The organism is Nonomuraea sp. NPDC003214, from assembly GCF_053590035.1.
Genome location: NZ_JBSFSX010000001.1, coordinates 728155 through 745756, shown reverse-complemented (window position 1 = coordinate 745756; position 17602 = coordinate 728155). Strand labels below are relative to the sequence as shown.

15 protein-coding genes are annotated in these 17602 nt (G+C 72.5%); 7 read left to right on the top strand and 8 right to left on the bottom strand.

Annotated features, from left to right (window positions below):
* Positions 1-19 precede the first annotated feature (19 nt).
* The gene (locus ACWDXC_RS03445) at positions 20-1021 is read left to right on the top strand and encodes an ArsR family transcriptional regulator (RefSeq protein WP_449977565.1); all 1002 of its coding nucleotides are present in this window, start codon (positions 20-22) and stop codon (positions 1019-1021) included.
* Here the strand turns inward: ACWDXC_RS03445 and ACWDXC_RS03440 are convergent.
* From ACWDXC_RS03440 to ACWDXC_RS03430, 3 genes are all read right to left on the bottom strand, one after another.
* Positions 979-1920 carry an NYN domain-containing protein gene (locus ACWDXC_RS03440; RefSeq protein WP_049568418.1) on the bottom strand — a complete coding sequence of 314 codons (942 nt, stop codon included), beginning with the start codon at positions 1918-1920 and terminating at the stop codon, positions 979-981. The two genes, ACWDXC_RS03445 and ACWDXC_RS03440, sit on opposite strands and share 43 nt — an antisense overlap.
* A 107-nt stretch (positions 1921-2027) precedes the next feature.
* Positions 2028-2207 (bottom strand): acyl-CoA carboxylase subunit epsilon, encoded by a 180-nt coding sequence (locus ACWDXC_RS03435; protein WP_308125595.1) that lies wholly within the window; start codon positions 2205-2207, stop codon positions 2028-2030.
* A 17-nt stretch (positions 2208-2224) separates the two neighbouring features.
* Positions 2225-3811, bottom strand: a complete 1587-nt coding sequence (locus ACWDXC_RS03430) for an acyl-CoA carboxylase subunit beta (protein WP_449977561.1) — start codon at positions 3809-3811, stop codon at positions 2225-2227.
* Positions 3812-3847: 36 nt separating this feature from the next.
* Here ACWDXC_RS03430 and ACWDXC_RS03425 point away from each other — a divergent pair, with 36 nt between their 5' ends.
* The 3 genes from ACWDXC_RS03425 to ACWDXC_RS03415 all read left to right on the top strand — a co-directional run bounded on the left by ACWDXC_RS03425 (position 3848) and on the right by ACWDXC_RS03415 (position 8873).
* Entirely contained in the window at positions 3848-4618 is a 771-nt protein-coding gene (locus tag ACWDXC_RS03425; protein ID WP_375072314.1) for an ABC transporter ATP-binding protein, read from the top strand.
* Positions 4615-6183, top strand: a complete 1569-nt coding sequence (locus ACWDXC_RS03420; RefSeq protein ID WP_449977557.1) for a hypothetical protein — start codon at positions 4615-4617, stop codon at positions 6181-6183. Before ACWDXC_RS03425 ends, ACWDXC_RS03420 begins: the two co-directional genes overlap by 4 nt.
* A 68-nt stretch (positions 6184-6251) precedes the next feature.
* Complete coding sequence (locus ACWDXC_RS03415) at positions 6252-8873, top strand: phosphoenolpyruvate carboxylase (RefSeq protein ID WP_449977554.1); 2622 nt, start codon at positions 6252-6254, stop codon at positions 8871-8873.
* Here ACWDXC_RS03415 and ACWDXC_RS03410 read toward each other — a convergent pair.
* Complete coding sequence (locus ACWDXC_RS03410; protein WP_449977551.1) at positions 8814-9452, bottom strand: lysoplasmalogenase; 639 nt, start codon at positions 9450-9452, stop codon at positions 8814-8816. The genes ACWDXC_RS03415 and ACWDXC_RS03410 overlap by 60 nt on opposite strands.
* Positions 9453-9483: 31 nt before the next feature.
* Positions 9484-9948 carry a PIN domain-containing protein gene (locus tag ACWDXC_RS03405; RefSeq protein ID WP_219499784.1) on the bottom strand — a complete coding sequence of 155 codons (465 nt, stop codon included), beginning with the start codon at positions 9946-9948 and terminating at the stop codon, positions 9484-9486.
* 121 nt (positions 9949-10069) lie between these two features.
* Here ACWDXC_RS03405 and ACWDXC_RS03400 point away from each other — a divergent pair, with 121 nt between their 5' ends.
* On the top strand, positions 10070-11971 hold the full coding sequence (locus ACWDXC_RS03400) for an N-6 DNA methylase (protein WP_449977548.1): 1902 nt from the start codon (positions 10070-10072) through the stop codon (positions 11969-11971).
* Between the two features lie 13 nt (positions 11972-11984).
* Here the strand turns inward: ACWDXC_RS03400 and ACWDXC_RS03395 are convergent, their stop codons facing one another.
* Genes ACWDXC_RS03395 through ACWDXC_RS03385 form a run of 3 tightly spaced genes read right to left on the bottom strand, consistent with a single transcriptional unit; the run spans position 11985 to position 16148 of the window.
* Positions 11985-13058, bottom strand: coding sequence for an epoxide hydrolase family protein (locus tag ACWDXC_RS03395; RefSeq protein ID WP_449977545.1), 1074 nt, complete (start codon positions 13056-13058; stop codon positions 11985-11987).
* Positions 13059-13116: 58 nt separating this feature from the next.
* Positions 13117-13950 (bottom strand): formate dehydrogenase accessory sulfurtransferase FdhD, encoded by an 834-nt coding sequence (gene fdhD, locus ACWDXC_RS03390; protein WP_449977542.1) that lies wholly within the window; start codon positions 13948-13950, stop codon positions 13117-13119.
* A complete protein-coding gene (locus ACWDXC_RS03385; protein ID WP_449977539.1) occupies positions 13947-16148 on the bottom strand; it encodes an FdhF/YdeP family oxidoreductase in 2202 nt (733 codons plus the stop codon). The genes fdhD and ACWDXC_RS03385 overlap by 4 nt, the downstream gene beginning before the upstream one ends.
* Before the next feature lie 54 nt (positions 16149-16202).
* Between ACWDXC_RS03385 and ACWDXC_RS03380 the strand changes: the two genes are divergently transcribed.
* Positions 16203-17018, top strand: coding sequence for a biotin--[acetyl-CoA-carboxylase] ligase (locus ACWDXC_RS03380; RefSeq protein WP_219499780.1), 816 nt, complete (start codon positions 16203-16205; stop codon positions 17016-17018).
* A 33-nt stretch (positions 17019-17051) separates the two neighbouring features.
* Entirely contained in the window at positions 17052-17564 is a 513-nt protein-coding gene (locus tag ACWDXC_RS03375) for a PH domain-containing protein (protein ID WP_219499775.1), read from the top strand.
* The last annotated feature ends 38 nt before the right edge of the window (positions 17565-17602 follow it).

The following is a 17602-nucleotide window of genomic DNA, read 5'->3' as shown; positions in this document are numbered from 1 at the left end:
AGTGAGCAGCGAATCCACCATGACCCTCGACCTCACGTTCACCGCCCGCGACCTGGCGAACATCCGCTTCGCCGTGTCCCCGCTGGGCGAGGCCGTGGCCAGCGTCCGCGTGGTGAAGAACCCGGCCGCCCACTCCCTGCTGCGCCCCTGGGCCGAGGAGGTGCGCGGCAGGCTGGCCGGGGTGGACTGGGGCCTGCTGTCCGATCTGGTGCCCGTGCCGACGATCGCGATCCCGGGCTTCACCTGCACTCCGCCGTCGACCTCGGTCCCCGCCCTGGAGGTGGAGCTGGCCACGATGCGGGCCGCCGCGGCGCGCGTACGGTCGGATCTCGACAGCGTGCCGGTGCCGCGCACCGGGCGGATCGCCGCGCTGTACGCCGACCCGGAGCGCGGGCTGGAGCGCCTGGCGGGCGAGGTGGCCGCCTACTGGGAGGCCGCGATCGCGCCGTACTGGCCGAGGATCAGGGCGCTGCTGGAGGGCGAGATCCTCTACCGGGCCGGGCAGCTCGCCGAAGGCGGCGCCCGCCGCATGCTCGCCGACCTGGACGAGGCCGTGGCGTGGCGCGACGGCACGCTGGCGCTGGCCCACCGCCACGTGTCGGGGCCGAGGTCACTGCGGGGACTGGGGCTGCTGCTGGTGCCGTGCGTGTTCGCCTGGCCGAGAGTCCTGTCGGTCACCACGCCGCCCTACCAGCCGACCGTCCGTTACGCGCCGCGCGGCATCGCCACGCTGTGGGAGCGCCGCACGCCGGAGCCGCCCGAGGCGCTGGCGGCCGTGCTCGGCCGCACGCGCGCCCGCCTGCTCGCCGAGCTCGACCGGCCGGCGTCCACCCGCGACCTCGCGCTGCGGACCGGGCTCTCCGAGCCCGGCGCCAACCAGCACCTCACGGCCCTGCGCCGCGCGGGCCTGTGCACCGCGCACCGCACCGGCCGGTACGTGCTGTACGCGCGGACGGAGATCGGCGAGGCGCTCCTCGGTCACTTGGACGAGACGCCGACCCCCAGGTCGAACTCGCGGTAGACGCGCGCCCAGAAGCCGTCGCGCAGCCACACGCGCGCCTCCGGGTAGGGCCGCAGCGAGTGGCCGAGCTCCTTCTCCGCCTCGATGAGCAGCTCGGTGTCGATCACCGTCGGCAGGATGGGGCCGGGGAGCAGGTCGCGGATGTTGTCGCGGCCCCGGGTGAGGATCCACTTCTGCGCCACGTGCTCGCCCACGTCCTCCACGCGCGGGCGGCTGGGCCCGAGCTTGGCCACCTGGCCGGGTTTGACGTGCGGCTTGACCGGCGCGCGGCCGGCGAACACCTGGGCGGGCGAGGGCGCGGCCGCCGGCGGGGTGACCGCGACGGGCTGGGGAGCACGGCTGAAAAAGGGCCTCAGGAAATCAGCGCTGATCACTTCCACGGTGTCGGACTCCCAGACCAGGCGCTCGGCCTGGTTGGTCCCATAAGGCGGCTCGACCCCCCATAGGTGGATCCGCACGCCGTACGCCTGGGCGGCCTCCACCGCGGGCACCATGTCCTCGTCGCCGGCCAGCAGGATGGTGTCGGTCACCGCGTGGTGCCTGGCCAGCGCCTCCAGATCGCTCCTGATCTGCGCGTCGACGCCTTTCTGCTGGCCACGGGCGTTCAGGTTGCCAAGCCGCACCTTGACCCAGGGGAGCTGGGCGATGACCCGCTGGTCGACCGTGGGAACCCGGTCGCGGGCCGCGTCATACCAATAGATCCGCAGAAGCTCCCCGGAAATACGTTCCTCTGCATGTTTCTGTAGACTCTGGATGAGCTCATCGGCCGCCACTCGATATTCCTTGCGCTCCTTGGCGCCGAGCAGCACTTCACCTGCGGCAGCGTAGAGATAACCGACATCCACAAGGACGGCGTACTTGGCTGCCACAGGATGCGGCATGAGGTCTGGGATGGCCATGATGTCCTCCAGGCCGCGGCGTTAGTTGATCGGCTGACTATATACGCCTACTTTCTCTAGATAGTCCCAACTCCCGGAGAACTTGACACCCGATTCCCGGGATCTATCTAGGGTTGGGCGCTCATCCGCCAAGCCGACTTCCCCGGCGCCGGGGGGTTACGCATGCTTCTCGCGGGGTTGCGCCAGGATTGTGCTGCCGGGGTCACGGAGGGTGCCGGCCGGGCGTGGCGGGTGGCGAGGACGGCCACGAGCGCGGCGATCTCCTCGGGCGTGGCGTCGCCGCGCACGACGCGCAGGTGGCCGCTCACAGCGGGATGTTCCCGTGCTTCTTGGGCGGCAGGCTGGCGCGCTTGTTGCGCAGCGCCCGCAGCGCCCTGACGATGTGCGCCCGGGTCTCCGACGGCCGGATGACGGCGTCCACGTAGCCGCGTTCGGCGGCGATGTACGGGTTGGCCAGCGTGTCCTCGTACTCGGTGACCCGCCGGGCCCGTTCGGCGTCGGCGTCGTCGGAGGCGGCCAGCTCGCGCCGGTAGAGGATGTTGACGGCGCCCTGCGCGCCCATGACCGCGATCTGCGCGGTGGGCCAGGCCAGATTGACGTCGGCGCCCAGGTGCTTGGAGCCCATGACGTCGTACGCGCCGCCGTAGGCCTTGCGGGTGATGACGGTGACCAGGGGGACGGTGGCCTCGGCGTAGGCGAACAGGAGCTTGGCGCCGCGGCGGATGATTCCGTTCCATTCCTGATCGGTTCCGGGGAGGAAACCCGGTACATCAACAAAAGTCAGGATCGGAATATTGAAAGCATCACATGTTCGAATAAATCGTGCGGCCTTCTCGGATGCGTTGATATCCAGGCATCCGGCGAAATGCATGGGCTGGTTGGCCACCACGCCCACCGGCCGCCCGTCGACGCGCCCGTACCCGACCACCACGTTCGGCGCGAACAGCTCGTGGACCTCCAGGAACTCCCCGTCGTCCAGCACGTGCTCGATGACCCGGCGCATGTCGTACGGCTGGTTCGCGGAGTCGGGGATGATGACGTCCAGCTCCGGATCGGGGTCCAGGTCCTCGGCCGCCTCGAAGCCCGGCGCCTCGTCGAGGTTGTTGGAGGGCAGGTAGGACAGCAGCGCCTTGACGTAGTCCAGCGCGTCGTGCTCGTCCGCCGCCTGGTAGTGGGCCACGCCCGACTTGGTGTTGTGCGCGTGGGCGCCGCCGAGCTCCTCGAACGTGACCTCCTCCCCGGTGACCGTCTTGATGACGTCCGGCCCGGTGATGAACATGTGCGAGGTCTGGTCCACCATGACCACGAAGTCCGTCAGCGCGGGGGAGTAGACGTGGCCCCCGGCCGCGGCGCCCATGATGAGCGAGATCTGCGGGATCACCCCGGAGGCGTGCACGTTGCGCTTGAAGATCTCCGCGTAGAGGCCGAGCGCGACCACGCCCTCCTGGATGCGCGCGCCGCCGCCCTCGTTGATGCCGATGATCGGGCAGCCGATCTTGAGCGCCAGGTCCAGCACCTTGACGATCTTCTCGCCGTACACCTCGCCGAGCGAGCCGCCGAACACGGTCACGTCCTGCGAGAAGACGCACACCTGCCGCCCGTCGATCGTGCCGTGCCCGGTGATGACGCCGTCGCCGTAGGGCCGGCGCTTCTCCAGGCCGAACATCGTCGAGCGGTGCCTGGCGAACTCGTCGAACTCCACGAACGAGCCCTCGTCCAGCAGCGCCAGCACCCGTTCGCGGGCCGTCATCTTGCCCTTGGCGTGCTGCTTGTCGACCGCTGCCGCGGACCCGGCGTGCACGGCCTCGTCCAGCCGTCGCTCCAGGTCGGCGATCTTCCCAGCGGTGGTGTGAATATCCGGCATGTCTGGCAAGGGTTCGGCAGCTGTCATGCGCGCAAGATTAATCCCTGCTCATAGAGTGGATCCATGTCGGACGCGGTACGCACCACGGCCCTGTTCAAGCGCTACGGCCCTCAGGTGGCGGTGGCCGGGGTCGATCTGGTCGTTCCCGCCGGCAGTTTCGCCGGGCTCGTCGGGCCCAACGGCGCGGGCAAGACGACGACGCTCAGCATGATCACCGGGCTGCTCCGCCCCGACGGCGGCGAGGCGCACGTTGACGGACACCACGTGTGGCGCGACCCGCTCCAGGTCAAGGCCCGCATCGGCGTGCTCCCCGAGGGGCTGCGGCTGTTCGAGCGGCTGTCCGGCCGCGAGCTGCTCCTCTACAACGGCCGCCTACGGGGCATCCCCAAGGCCGAGGTCGAGCGCCGCGCCGACGAGCTCCTCCAGGTGATGGACCTGACCGCCGCCGCGGGCAAGCTCGTTGTCGACTACTCCACCGGCATGCGCAAGAAGATCGGCCTGGCCGCCGCGCTGCTGCACAACCCGTCGGTGCTCTTCCTGGACGAGCCGTTCGAGGGCGTCGACCCGGTCAGCGCCAACACGCTCACCGAGGTGCTGCGCCGCTTCACCGCCTCCGGCTCCACCGTCATCTTCTCCAGCCACGTGATGGACCTGGTCGAGCGGCTGTGCGACTGGGTCTCGGTGATGAGCGGCGGCCACATCGTCGCCCAGGGCCCGATCGGCGACGTGCGCGCCGGGCGCAGCCTCAACCAGGCGTTCCTCGACCTGGTCGGCGGGCCGCAGGCGGCCGCGGGCGAGGGCCTGGGCTGGCTCGGCTCAGGAGAGCGCCGGTGAGCCTCACCCACACCGTCGCGCTGTTCGCCGGGCTCAAGCTGCGCCTCATCACCGGCAACCTGCGCGGCGACACCGCCCGCCAGGTCGGCTTCGCGTTCACGCTCATCCTCGCCCTGGGCGCCGCGGCAGGCGGCTTCGCCCTGGTCAGCCTGCTGCGGCTGGCCTCTCCCGACCTCGCGGTCGCGGTCGTCACGCTGCTCTACACCGCACTGCTCTTCGGCTGGATGGTCGTGCCGCTGCTGGCGTTCGGGCTGGACGACACGCTCGACCCGGCGCGGCTGTCGCTGTTCCCGCTGCGCACCCGCGAGCTGGCCGTGGGCATGTTCACCGCCTCGGCGACCGGCGTGTGGCCGGCCGCCACGCTGATCGTGACCGCCGGGGCGCTGGTGGGGCTGGCCGGCGGCGTCGGCGGCGTGCTCGTCGGCCTGCTCGCGGTGCTCGCCCACTTCGCGCTCTGCCTGGTCGCCTCCCGGCTGGTCACCACCGCGCTGTCGGGCGCGCTGCGCTCCCGGCGCGGCCGTGACGCGCTCGCCGTCGCCGCCATCGCCGTCGTCCTGCTCTTCCAGCTTCCCAACCTGCTGATGAACCGCGGCTTCGGCGACCCGCAGGGGATGCTCCTCGACATGGCGGGCGCGCTGCGGTGGACCCCGTCGGGGCTGGCCGCCCACGCCATCGCCGGCGGCGGGCTCGCCGGGCTCGCCGAGGTGGCCGTCCTGGCCGCCCTGACCGTGGCCGCCGGCTGGCTGTGGATCAAGGCGCTGGGCCGCGCGCTCGTCACCGCCGACTCCTCGACCCAGGCCGCCTCGGTGCGCCGCGACAGCGGGCTCGCCGACCGGTTCCTGCCCGACGGGCCGCTCGCCGCCGTCGTGACCAAGGAGCTGAAGTACGTCCGCCGCGACCCGCGCTACCGCATCCTCTGGTTCGCCGCCGTCGCGGTCGTCCTGGTGATGGCGTTCTCCTTCACCGGCCAGGGCATGAGCGGCCCCGCGCTGCCCATCGGCATGACCGCGTTCTGCGGCATGATGATCGCCGTCCAGCTCGGCAACGCCTACGGGATCGACGGCCGCTCGCTGTGGATGAACACGGTGGCCTTCGGCGCGCAACGCCAGTTCGACCTCGACCTGGCGGGCCGTCACCTGGCCAACGCGCTGATCGCGGTGCCGGTGCTGGCGCTCGTCGCCGTCGCCGCCGCGCTGTTCGCCGGGGAGCCGGGGACGATCGGCTGGGCGCTGGCGGCCGGCGCCGGCGTGCTCGGCGTCGGGTTCGGCGTCGGCTCGGTGACCAGCGTGCTCATCCCCTACACGGTGCCCGAGCGGATGAACGCCTTCACCGGCGCCGCGCCCGGGCAGGGCGGCCAGGCGTTCGGCTGCGCCCTGCTCGCCTTCGCCGGCGTGGGCCTGCTGTCGGCGCCGTTCGCCGTCGCCGTCGCGTTCGCCGGCCCGTGGGTGCTCGCCTTCGCCCCGGCGTACGGGCTCGCGATCGAGACGCTCGGCCGCCGCCTCGGCGCCAAGATCGGGTTCGCCCGGATGCCCGAGCTGCTGGCCGCCGTGTCCCGTCCCACGTGAGCAGTGGTCTAGTCCATTAAGTGAGACCGGTCTGCGCGTGTTCAGAGCGACTCGATACCCTTCGAAGCATGATTGACCAGGGGCTTGAGCACCGCAGCGCCGCCGTGACCGAGATGCCGGACGAGCTGCGCCGCGATGTGCGGCTGCTCGGCAAGCTGCTCGGCCAGGTGATCGCCGAGCAGGGCGGCGAGGACCTGCTGGCCGACGTCGAACGCCTGCGCAAGGCTGTCATCGCCGCCCGCCGCGGCGAGGTGTCCGGCGACGAGATCGCCGCCTTGGCGGCGGGATGGGAGATCGACCGCGCGGTCCAGGTCGCCCGCGCCTTCACCTGCTACTTCCACCTGGCCAACCTGGCCGAGGAGCACTACCGCATCCGCATCCTGCGCCAGCGCGACACCGAGGACGCGGTGCAGCGCGAATCGCTGGCCCAGGCCGTGGCGGAGCTCGGCCGCGACCGGGTCGCCGAGCTGGTCGAGGGCCTGGAGCTGCATCCTGTCCTGACCGCCCACCCGACCGAGGCGCGCCGCCGCGCCGTCGTCACCGCCATCCAGCGCGTCAGCGGCCAGCTCACCGAGTACAACGCGCCCGGCCGCGGCGCCTCCGAGCGCGCGGAGCTGGAGCGCCGCCTGCTGGAGGAGATCGACCTGCTGTGGCGCACCGCCCAGCTCCGCAACACCAAGCTCGACCCGCTCGACGAGGTGCGCACCGCGATGGCCGCCTTCGACGAGACCCTGTTCCGCATGGTGCCGCAGGTCTACCGCTCGCTCGACGCCGCGCTGAGCGAGGCCACCGGCACCGAGCCGCCGCTGGCGAGGCCCTTCATCCGCTACGGGAGCTGGATCGGCGGCGACCGCGACGGCAACCCGAACGTCACCTCCAAGGTCACCCGCGACACCATCCAGATCCAGTCGGAGCACGTGCTCAACGCGCTGGAGACGGCCTGCACGCGCATCGCGCGCACGCTGACCGCCTCCGCCCAGTTCGCCCCGGCCTCGGCCGGCTTGCGCGCCGGGCTGGCCGCCGCCGTCGACGCGCACCCCGAGCTCGTCTCCGAGCTGGCGACCCGGTCGCCGTCGGAGCCGCACCGGCAGTGGCTGCTGTTCGTCGCCGCGCGCATCGCCGCGACCCGCCGCCGTGACCTGGATCTGGCCTACCGCACCCCCGCCGAGCTGCTGGCCGACCTCCGGCTGGCCCAGGAGTCGCTGGCCGAGCACGCCGTACGGCAGGCGTACGGGGAGTTGCAGCACCTGATCTGGCAGGTCGAGACGTTCGGCTTCCACCTGGCCGAGCTGGAGGTGCGCCAGCACTCCCAGGTGCACGCGGCCGCGCTGGAGGAGCTGCGGGCGGGCGGCGAGCTGTCGGAGCGCACCGAGGAGGTGCTGGCCACGATCCGGGTCATCGCCTGGATCCAGGAGCGGTTCGGCGTCACGGCGTGCTCGCGCTACGTCGTGTCGTTCACCCGCTCGGCCGACGACATCGCCGCCGTGCACGAGCTCGCCTCCTACGCGCTGGGCGGGCGGTCCGTGGTGCTGGACGTGGTGCCGCTGTTCGAGTCGGGCCAGGACCTGGCCAACTCGCCTGCCGTGCTGGCGGGCATGCTGGAGATCCCGCAGGTCCAGGAGCGGCTGGCGGCCACCGGGCGGCGCATGGAGATCATGCTCGGCTACTCCGACTCGGCCAAGGAGCTCGGCCCGGCCGCCGCGACCCTGCGCCTGTACGAGGCGCAGGAGCAGCTCACCGCGTGGGCGGCGGCCAACGACGTCAAGCTGCGGATGTTCCACGGCCGGGGCGGCGCGCTCGGCCGGGGCGGCGGCCCCGCCAACCGGGCGGTGCTGGCCCAGGCGCCGGGCTCGGTCGCGGGCCGGTTCAAGGTGACGGAGCAGGGCGAGGTCATCTTCGCCCGCTACGGCCACATCGCGATCGCCCGCCGCCACATGGAGCAGGTCGCCAACGCCGTCATCATGGCCTCCTCGCCGTCGGTCGGCTCGCGCACCGCCGCCGCGGCCGACCGGTTCCGGCCGCTCGCCGAGCGGGTCGCCACCGCCTCCGAGCAGGCCTACCGCGCGCTCACCGAGGCGCCGGGCTTCCCCGAGTGGTTCGCGCTGGTCAGCCCGCTGGAGGAAATCGGCTCGCTGCGGCTCGGCTCGCGTCCGGCCCGCCGGGGGCTGGGCGCGCCGCGCTCGCTCGACGACCTTCGGGCCATCCCGTGGGTGTTCGCCTGGGCGCAGACGCGGGTCAACCTGCCCGGCTGGTACGGGCTCGGCACCGGCCTGGCCGCGGCCGACTCCCTGTCCGACCTCCAGGCCGCCTACGCCGAATGGCCGCTGTTCAACGCGATGCTGGACAACGCCGAGATGTCGCTGGCCAAGACCGACAGGTCCATCGCCGCCCGCTACCTGGCCCTGGGCGGGCGCAAGGACTTCGCCGACCAGGTCCTGGAGGAGTACGACCGGACCAGGGAGCTGGTGCTGAAGGTCACCGGCCACACCCGGCTGCTGGAGAACCGCAAGGTGCTCTCCCGGGCCGTGCAGCTCCGCGACCCGTACGTGGACGCCCTGTCGCACCTGCAGTTGCGGGCGCTGACGGCGCTGCGCACCGGCAACCCGACCGACCGCGAGCGCGAGCGGCTGTCAACGCTGCTGCTGCTCTCGGTCAACGGCGTCGCCGCCGGGCTGCAGAACACGGGCTGACCCCAGCACGCCCAGCACGATGAGGAGCTGGCCCAAAATGTAGGTGGTCATCAGCACGGTGCTCCGGCCGGGAAAGCCCATCCCGGCCACACCGAGCCCGACGAGGAAGTCGGAGAAGGCGAACAGCGCCCCGCCGAGCCCGGCGACGAGGCCGAGCCCGCCGGCGAAGGCCGCCATCGTCATCAGGGCCAGCCCGTAGCCGAGCACGGGCGCGGCCAGGGCGCCCAGCGGCTCCCACAGCACCATCGCGGCGGCCACCCACACCAGCAGGTAGGCCGCCGCTCCCCAGCGCGGGCGCGACCCCTCGCGGACGAACACCACGATGTAGCAGATCTGCATCACCAGGAACGCCGTCATCCCGGCGATGAAGGCGGCCTGCCCCTCGATGAGCAGGGCGACGTCGCCGGCCGCGGCGAACAGCAGCCCGACGGCAAGCAGCCGGCGTCCCGGCGCCCGCCGGATGACGTACGCGGCCAGCACCGGGCAGAGCAGCGGCTTGGTCGCCCACTCCAGCCATTCGATCCCCAGGGTCACGGAGAACACGTTGGCCACGGCCAGCACGCCGAAGATAATGAGCACGCCTCACCTTAGCGCCCGGCGCAACGCCTGGTCAGGCGGCGATCGGGGCGGGCGGCTCGAAGGCCACGGCGTCACGCACCGCGGCGTACAGACGCCAGTTGAGCGATCCCCGGCGGGACACCACGGTCACCCCGACCCCCTGCGTGAGCAGCCAGACCGCCAGCTCGGTGAAGAACCCGTCGCCCGAGCCGATCACCACCCGGTCGAATCGCTGCCCGAGACGGTCCACGTACGCGGTCTCGACCAGGGCCCGGTCGGCGCCGTCGGGGCCGGATCTGACGAGCAGTTGCACGCCGCGGAACGCGATCCCGGCCTGGACCAGCGCCTTGTGGTTGACCGCCACGATGAACTGGTCCATCGGCCCGATCGGCACGATCGACCGGTACAGCGCCATCACGGCGGCGACCTCGGCGGTGGTCGGCAGGCTCGTCGCGGTCAGGTTCTCTATGTCCAGCAGGTGCACCGCCCTGCCTCGACACCACGTGGTGGGCTTCACGGCATCTGGCCCTTCCGTTACGTATGTCCAGTGAAGCATGTGTTGATGGAATCGACCAGCATTGGTTCTGACGTTGTGTGACATGGGTAGGTTTTTGCCACGTCGTCGTTGAGGAGAGCTTGTGGACAGGGACGTCCAGGTGACCGCGGCGGACATCGCCAGGCTGGGCGACGTCGGCCGCGCCGCCGTGAGCAACTGGCGCCGCCGCCACGACGACTTCCCGCAGCCCGTCGGCGGCACCACCGCCAGCCCCACCTTCTCCCTGAAGGAGATCAAGGACTGGCTGCGCGCCCACACCGAGGCCAGGCCGCTGCCCAGGCGCGAGTGGTTCTGGCAGGAGCTGCGCGCCGGCGTCGCCGAGGACGAGCTGCCCGCCCTGATCGCCGACCTCGGCTCGTTCCTGCTGCGCGCCCGCCGGGGCGAGGCCCGCCCCGAGAACGACGCCCAGCGCGGGCTGGCCGAGCTCGCCGCGGTGACCGGCCCCGAGGAGACCTTCCAGTTCCTGTACGAGCGCTACGCCGAGTCGCAGCGCGCCAGCCTCACGCCCAAACCGGTCGCCGATCTGATCGCGGCACTTCTGCCCGCCTCCGCCCGCCGCGTCCTCGACCCGGCCTGCGGCTGGGGCATGCTGCTGCGCGCCGTGCGCGAGCGGTCCGCCGGGCAGCTCCTCGGCCAGGACCTGAGCGAGGCCACGGCCCGCCTGACGGCGATCTCGCTGGCCTTCGGCCCCGGCGACGCCGACATCCGGGCGGGCGACTCGCTGCGCGCCGACGCGTTCCCCGGCGCCGCTGTCGACGCCGTCGTCTGCAACCCGCCCTTCAACGACCGCAACTGGGGCTACGAGGAGCTCACCGCCGACGCCCGCTGGGAGTACGGCCTGCCGCCGCGCACCGAGCCCGAGCTCGCCTGGGTCCAGCACGCGCTGGCCCACCTGGTGCCGGGCGGGTTCGCGGTGCTGCTCATGCCGCCCGCGGCGGCCGGTCGCCGGTCGGGCCGGCGCATCAGGGCGCAGCTTTTGCGCCGGGGCGCGCTCCGCGCGGTGATCGCCCTGCCCGTGGGCAGCGTGCCGAACATGTCCGTCGGCCTCACGCTCTGGGTGCTGTGCCGGCCCGGCGGATCGGCGCCGCCCGGGGCCGTCCTGATGGTCGACACCTCCGCCCGGCAGGGCGACTTCGCCACGACGGCGCTGGCCGCCTGGGAACGCTTCCGCCACGGTGACGGCGGCGACGAGCCCGGCGTGAGCCGCGCCGTGCCGGTCATCGACCTGCTCAACGACGAGGTCGACCTGCTGCCCGGCCGCTACCTGCCTGCCACGCCGTCCGGCCTGTCGCCGGAGCGGATCGTGCGCAGCCGCGACCGCCTGCACGAGACGCTCGCCGACACGCTCGCGCTGCTCCCCGGCATCGAGCCGGCCCCCTCAGGCCGCGACCGCCCGCTCGTCCCGGTGGCCGAGCTCGAACGCCGCAACCTGCTCACCGTCCACCAGCAGGCCCCCGCCCGCCCCGGCGAGACCCCCGCCGTCCCCGCCGAGGCCCCCGTCCTCACGGCCGAGGACGTCGTACGCCGCCGCGCCGCCACCGGCCCGCCCGGCTCGGTGCGCAAGGAGCTCCGCACCCGCCCCGGCGACGTGCTCGTGCCGCAGGTCGTCAGGACGCCGGTGGCGGTCGTGGTCTCCGGCGGCGGCGACGTCATCGGCACCCAGCTCCACCTGCTGCGCCCCGACCCGGAGCGGCTGGACCCGCACTTCCTGGCCGGGTTCCTCACCGCCCAGGGCAACCTGCGCCACTACGCCTCGATGTCCTCGACCCACCGGGTGGACGTCCGGCGCGCCGAGATCCCGCTGCTCCCCATCGAGGAGCAGCGGGCGTACGGCAGGGCGTTCCGGCACCTGCAGACGCTGACCGCGTCGCTCAGGCAGCTCGCCGAGCACGGCGCCGACCTGGTGCAGGACACCCTCGACGGGCTGACCGGCGGCCTGGTGCTGCTGTCGGCCGACGACCCGGCCTGGCGCGAGCCGGACTGATCAGCCGGACTGATCACAGGGCTTCGAAGAAGGCCCGGATGTCGTCCGTCAGGGCCTCGGTCGCGGTGTGGGCCGTGTAGTGGCCGTGCGCGGGGGCGGGCAGCGTCTTCCAGGAGACGATGTTCGCGTGGTCGCGCTCGGCGAAGCGCCGGATCGACTTGAAGTCGCCCTCGGCCATGGCCAGGCCGAGCGGCACGGTGGTGGGCTCCGTGACGGGCTCCATGCGGGCGTTCTCCCAGTACAGGCGCAGGGCGGAGGCCGCGGTGCCGGTGAACCAGTGGATGGCGGCGTTCGTCAGCACGAAGTCGTCGTCCAGGTCCTCGTCGAAGAGCTGGGCGAGCCAGCCGACCAGGCCGGCGGGGGAGTCGGTGACGGCGTGGGCCAGCGTCTGCGGCTGCTGCGACTGCAGGACGTTGAAGGCGCCCTTCTCCTTCCAGAACCAGTCGAGGACGGCCAGCCCGGCCTGGTCCTCCTCCGACAGGTCGGCGAACTCGGCGGGGTCGCCGGAGGGGAAGGAGAAGACCTGCGTGACGTGCACGCCGACGACGTGCTCCGGGTCGACGCGGCCGACCTCGGGGGAGATCATCGAGCCGGCGTCGTTGCCGGCCGCGCCGTAGCGGGTGTAGCCGAGGCGGGCCATCAGCTCGGCCCAGGCGGCGGCGATGCGCCGGTTGTTCCAGCCGAGCTCCTTGGTCGGGCCGGAGAAGCCGTAGCCGGGCAGCGACGGGATGACCAGGTGGAAGTGGCGCGACAGCGGCTCGACGGCGTCGAGGTATTCGGCGATCGAGCCCGGCCAGCCGTGGGTGAGGATCAGCGGCAGCGCGTCGGGGTTGCCGGAGCGCACGTGCAGGAAGTGGATGTCCTGGCCGTCGATCTCGGTGACGTACTGGGGGAGGGCGTTGAGCCTGGCCTCGACGGCGCGCCAGTCGAAGCCGTCGCGCCAGCGGGTGACCAGGCGCCGGACGCGCTCGACGGCGACGCCCTGCTCGGCGCCGGGGATCTCGTCGGCGAAGCGGGTCAGCCGCAGCCGGGCGGCCAGGTCGTCGAGGTCGGCCTGGGGGATCTCGATGCGGTAGGGGTGGATCACGGCGACCTCCAGAGCGGGAACGGTTCGTTCTGTTCCAACTATAGCAGAACGGAACAGTTCATTCCACTCTGTTGGCGTCCGCGTAGACGTTGCACCGCTCGCCGCGCAGGAACCCGACCAGCGTCATGCCGAACTCCCTGGCCAGGTCCACCGCCAGCGACGAGGGCGCCGACACCGCGCACACCGCCGGCAGGCCCGCGGCCAGGGCCTTCTGCATGATCTCGTAGCTGGCCCGGCCGCTCACCATGAGGACGTGGCCGGACAGCGGCAGCCGCCCGTTCATCGCCGCCCAGCCCACCAGCTTGTCCACCGCGTTGTGCCGGCCCACGTCCTCGCGCACCACGACCGTCTCGCCCTCGGCGGTGAACAGCCCGGCCGCGTGCAGGCCGCCCGTCTTGCCGAACACCCCCTGCCCGGCCCGCAACGCGCCCGGCAGCCCGTACAGGACCTCGGGAGTGAGCCGCAGGTCGCCGAGCGGGAGCGGGCGGCAACGGCCGCGCAGCGCGTCGAGGCTCGCCGAGCCGCACACGCCGCACGCGCTGGAGGTGAGGAAGTGGCGCTCCAGCGCGGGCAGCTCGGGCATCGGCCCGCGCAGCCGCACGGTGACCGTGTTGTAGCGGGCCTCGGGCGGCAGGTCCTCGTCGGTGCAGTAGGCGATCGAGGCGATGCCGTCGTCGTGCGCCAGCCCCTCGCCGTGCAGGAACCCGGCGGCCAGCTCGAAGTCGTGGCCCGGCGTGCGCATGGTGATGGCGATCGTCCGGCGCGTGCCGCCCGCGGCCGTCAGGCGGATCTCCAGCGGCTCCTCGGTCGCCAGGTCGTCGCGCCGCTCCACCGCCGAGCCGCCCGTCAGCTCGCGCACGCGCACCCGCCTGCTCGGGCCCGGCCGGGTCACAGCGGGCGCACCGTGACGAGCGCGTTGTAGTCGGGGATGCGGGCCTGCGGGGAGCGCCGCGCCTCGTCCAGCAGCACGTTGCCCTCCGGCCAGTGGACCTGGAGGTTGCCCGGCATCAGCGGCGCCCGCAGCACCTTGCCCCGGTAGGCGCGCTCGCCCGAGCGCAGCTCGACGGGCGCGCCGTCGGGCAGGCCGAGCCGGTCGGCGTCGTACTCGCTCATCAGCACAGCTTCGCGCATCGCGCCGTTGAAGCCGTCGAGGCGCTCGTGGACCATGCTGTTGAACTGCTTGCCGCGCCGCGTCGCCACCATGAACGCGCCGTCGGGGCGCTGCAGCGCGGGCGGCTCGACGGGGGAGAAGCGGGCCAGGCCGTCGGGCGTGGGGAAGCGGCCGCCGGGGCACAGGTGGGCGCCGCCGTACTGGACGCTGTCGCCGAAGCGCTTGAGGCCGGCGATGCCCTCGTAGAACGGGACGGCCCGCTCGATCTCGGCGCGGATCTGCGGGGTGCCGGTGAAGCGCACGTTCGCCGCGATGCCGGGCCGGGTGCGGGCGGCCAGCTCGGTGAAGATCTTCCACTCCGGCCACGCCTCGCCGATCCGCGGCCCCTCCACCTCCGGCGAGAAGATGATCCGCCGCTCGGTCGAGGTCTCCGTCACGCCGCCCGTCATCTCGTAGCGGGTCTGCGCGGGCAGCAGCAGCACGTCGCCCTCGGCGGGCACCAGCATCTGCGACGACAGCACGATGTCGACGTGCACCCGCAGCTTGAGCCGCGCCAGGGCCTCCCGGCAGTAGGCGGGGTCGGGCAGCACCTCCAGGAAGTTGCCGCCGGAGGAGACGAGCGCGTCCAGCTCGCCCGCGTGGGCCGCGTCGATCATGTCGGTCGCGGTCAGTCCCGGCGTGGCGGGCACCTCGAACCCCCACATGCCGGTGAACTTGGCGGCGTTGGCCTCGGTGATCGGCAGCCCGCCCGGCAGCCCGGTCGCGTACGCCCCCATCTCGGCCCCGCCCTGCACCCCGCTGTGGCCGCGGATCGGCATCAGCCCGCACCCCTCACGCCCGACGAACCCGCGCGCCAGCGCCAGGTTGACGATCGCGCGCACGTTGTCCTCGCCGTAGGAGTGCTGCGTGATGCCCATCGACCACACCAGCACCGCCGACCTGGCCTCGGCCAGCAGCTCGGCCATGCGCCGCATGTCGGCGCGGGTCGAGCCGGACAGCGCCTCCAGCGTCTCCCACGACTGCCCGGCCACCGCCTCCCGCACGGCCTCGAACCCGGTGGTGTGCCGCGCCACGAACTCCTCGTCCACCGCGCCGGCCTCGATCAGATGCTTGAGCACCCCGTTGAGGAACCCGATGTCGCCGCCCACGTTCACGCCGAAGAAGTCATCGGTGATCTTCGTCCCGAACACCGCCGACTCGGCGTTGGACGGCACCCAGTAGCGTTCCATCCCCGGCTCGCGGTAGGCGTTGACCATCGCGATCCGGGTGCCGGCCTTCTTGGCGTGGTAGAGGTACTTCATCGCCACGGGCTGGTTGTTCGACGGGTTGGAGCCGATGAAGACGATCAGGTCGGAGCCGATCCAGTCCGTGTAGGAGCAGGTCGTGGCCGCCGCCCCGATCGCCTCCTTGAGCGCCACGGTCGAGGGCGAGTGGCAGATGCGGGCGGCGTTGTCGATGTTGTTGGTGCCGAGCGCCCGCACCGCCTTCTGGGCCGCGTAGTAGTTCTCGTTCGGCATGCCGCGGCTGGTCAGGTAGGCGCCGAAGCGGGCGTCGCGCAGCCCGCCGGCGGCCACGCGCAGCGCCTCGTCCCAGGAGACGCGGGTGAAGCCGGGCTCGCCGGCGCGCCGCAGCATCGGGTAGGGGAGCCGGCCCAGCTCGCGCAGCTCGGCGCTCTTCCTGCCGCTGAGCTCCGAGACGTCGCGCAGGAGCGACACGTCCAGCGCGGGCATCGTGTTGAGCGGCAGCAGCCGCAGCCTGATGTTGCACAGGTGGATCTCCGGCATGGTCCAGTCGCGCATGCCCTTGGTGCCCAGGGCGCAGCCGTCGCAGGTGCCCTGGTTGAGGATCCGCCACGCGTAGCGCCGGTTGCCCTTGACCGCCCGGAACGCCTTGACCAGCTCAAGGTAGTTGTTCGGCTTGCGCAGCCCCAGCCCGAACGGCCGCCACGAGGCCCAGTTGCGCGGATCCAGTCTCCTCATGCCCCCATCTTCTCCCCGGCACGGCCATGCCCCCGACCACGGCAAGATGGACGGGTGTCTCGTTACTCCGACCTCGACCGGCCGCCGCTCTCCGAGCAGGCGCTCAACCGAGCCCTGCTGCGGCCCGGCTCCCTGTGGACCGGCGTCACCGTCGTCGACAGCACCGGCTCCACCAACGCCGACCTGGCCAGGGCCGCCCGGGATGGCGCCGAGGAGGGGCGGGTGCTGGTCGCCGAGGAGCAGACCGCCGGGCGGGGCAGGCTCGGCCGCGCCTGGGGCGCCCCGGCCCGCGCGGGCCTGACCTTCTCCATCCTGCTCAGGCCCACCGTGCCGGTCGCCGCCTTCGGCTGGCTGCCGCTGCTGTTCGGGGTGGCCGCCGCGTCGGCGGTGCGCCGCCTGGCCGAGGTCGACGTGCGCCTGAAGTGGCCCAACGACCTGCTCATCGGCGAGCGCAAGCTGGCCGGGGTGCTCGCCGAGCGGTCCGGTGACGCCGTCGTCATCGGCATGGGCCTGAACGTCCTGCTCACACGGGACGAGCTGCCCGTGGAGACGGGCACGTCGCTGGCCGTCGAGGAGGCCGCCTGCCTCGACCGCGACCCGCTGCTGCGGGCGACGCTCCGGGAGATCGACGTCCACTACCGCGAGTGGACCGAGGCGGGCGGCGACGCCGACGCGTGCGGGCTGCGCGCCGCCTACCAGGCGTCCTGCGCGACGATCGGCCGCCGCGTGCGCGTCGAGCTGCCCGGCGGCGGCGCGCTCACCGGCCTGGCCACCGGCGTCGACACCGCCGGGCAGCTCCAGGTCGACACCGGCGCCGAGACCGCCGCGCTGAGCGCCGGCGACGTCGTGCACGTTCGGCCCGCGGCATAGCCGCCGGGGGCGGGGTGGTGGCAGCATGTCCGCATGACCATCCCCGACCATCACCTGACACAGGGTGAGCGGCGCGTGCGGTCCTTCCACCCTCACTGGAAGCGGCTGATCGTGCCTTTTGTCGCGCTCGTGCTCATCGCCGCGGCCACGGGCGCGGCGCTGTACTTCATCCCGGGCACCTGGGAGTACGCCTTCCACGCCCGCGTCGCGGTCGGCGTCATCGCCCTCCTCCTGCTGGTGATCTGGTCGTTCGTGCCCTACCTGCAGTGGAAGAACACCGGTTACGTGCTCACCACGCACCGCTTCTCGATCAGCACCGGCGTGCTGAACAAGTCGACGGACGAGATCCCCATGGCCAAGGTCAACACGGTCAGCTCCGACCAGACGTTCGCCGAGCGGCTGCTCGGCTGCGGCACGCTGGTCGTCGAGTCGGCCGGTGACCGGGGCCAGATCGTGCTGCGTGACATCCCGCGCATCCAGGACGTCCGCATGGATCTGTTCCGCCTGGTGGAGGACGCCTCCGACGGTGAGGTCGACGAGCGTTAGCCTCCTGGGCGCGCATCCCTTGCGGAGATCATCCTCCT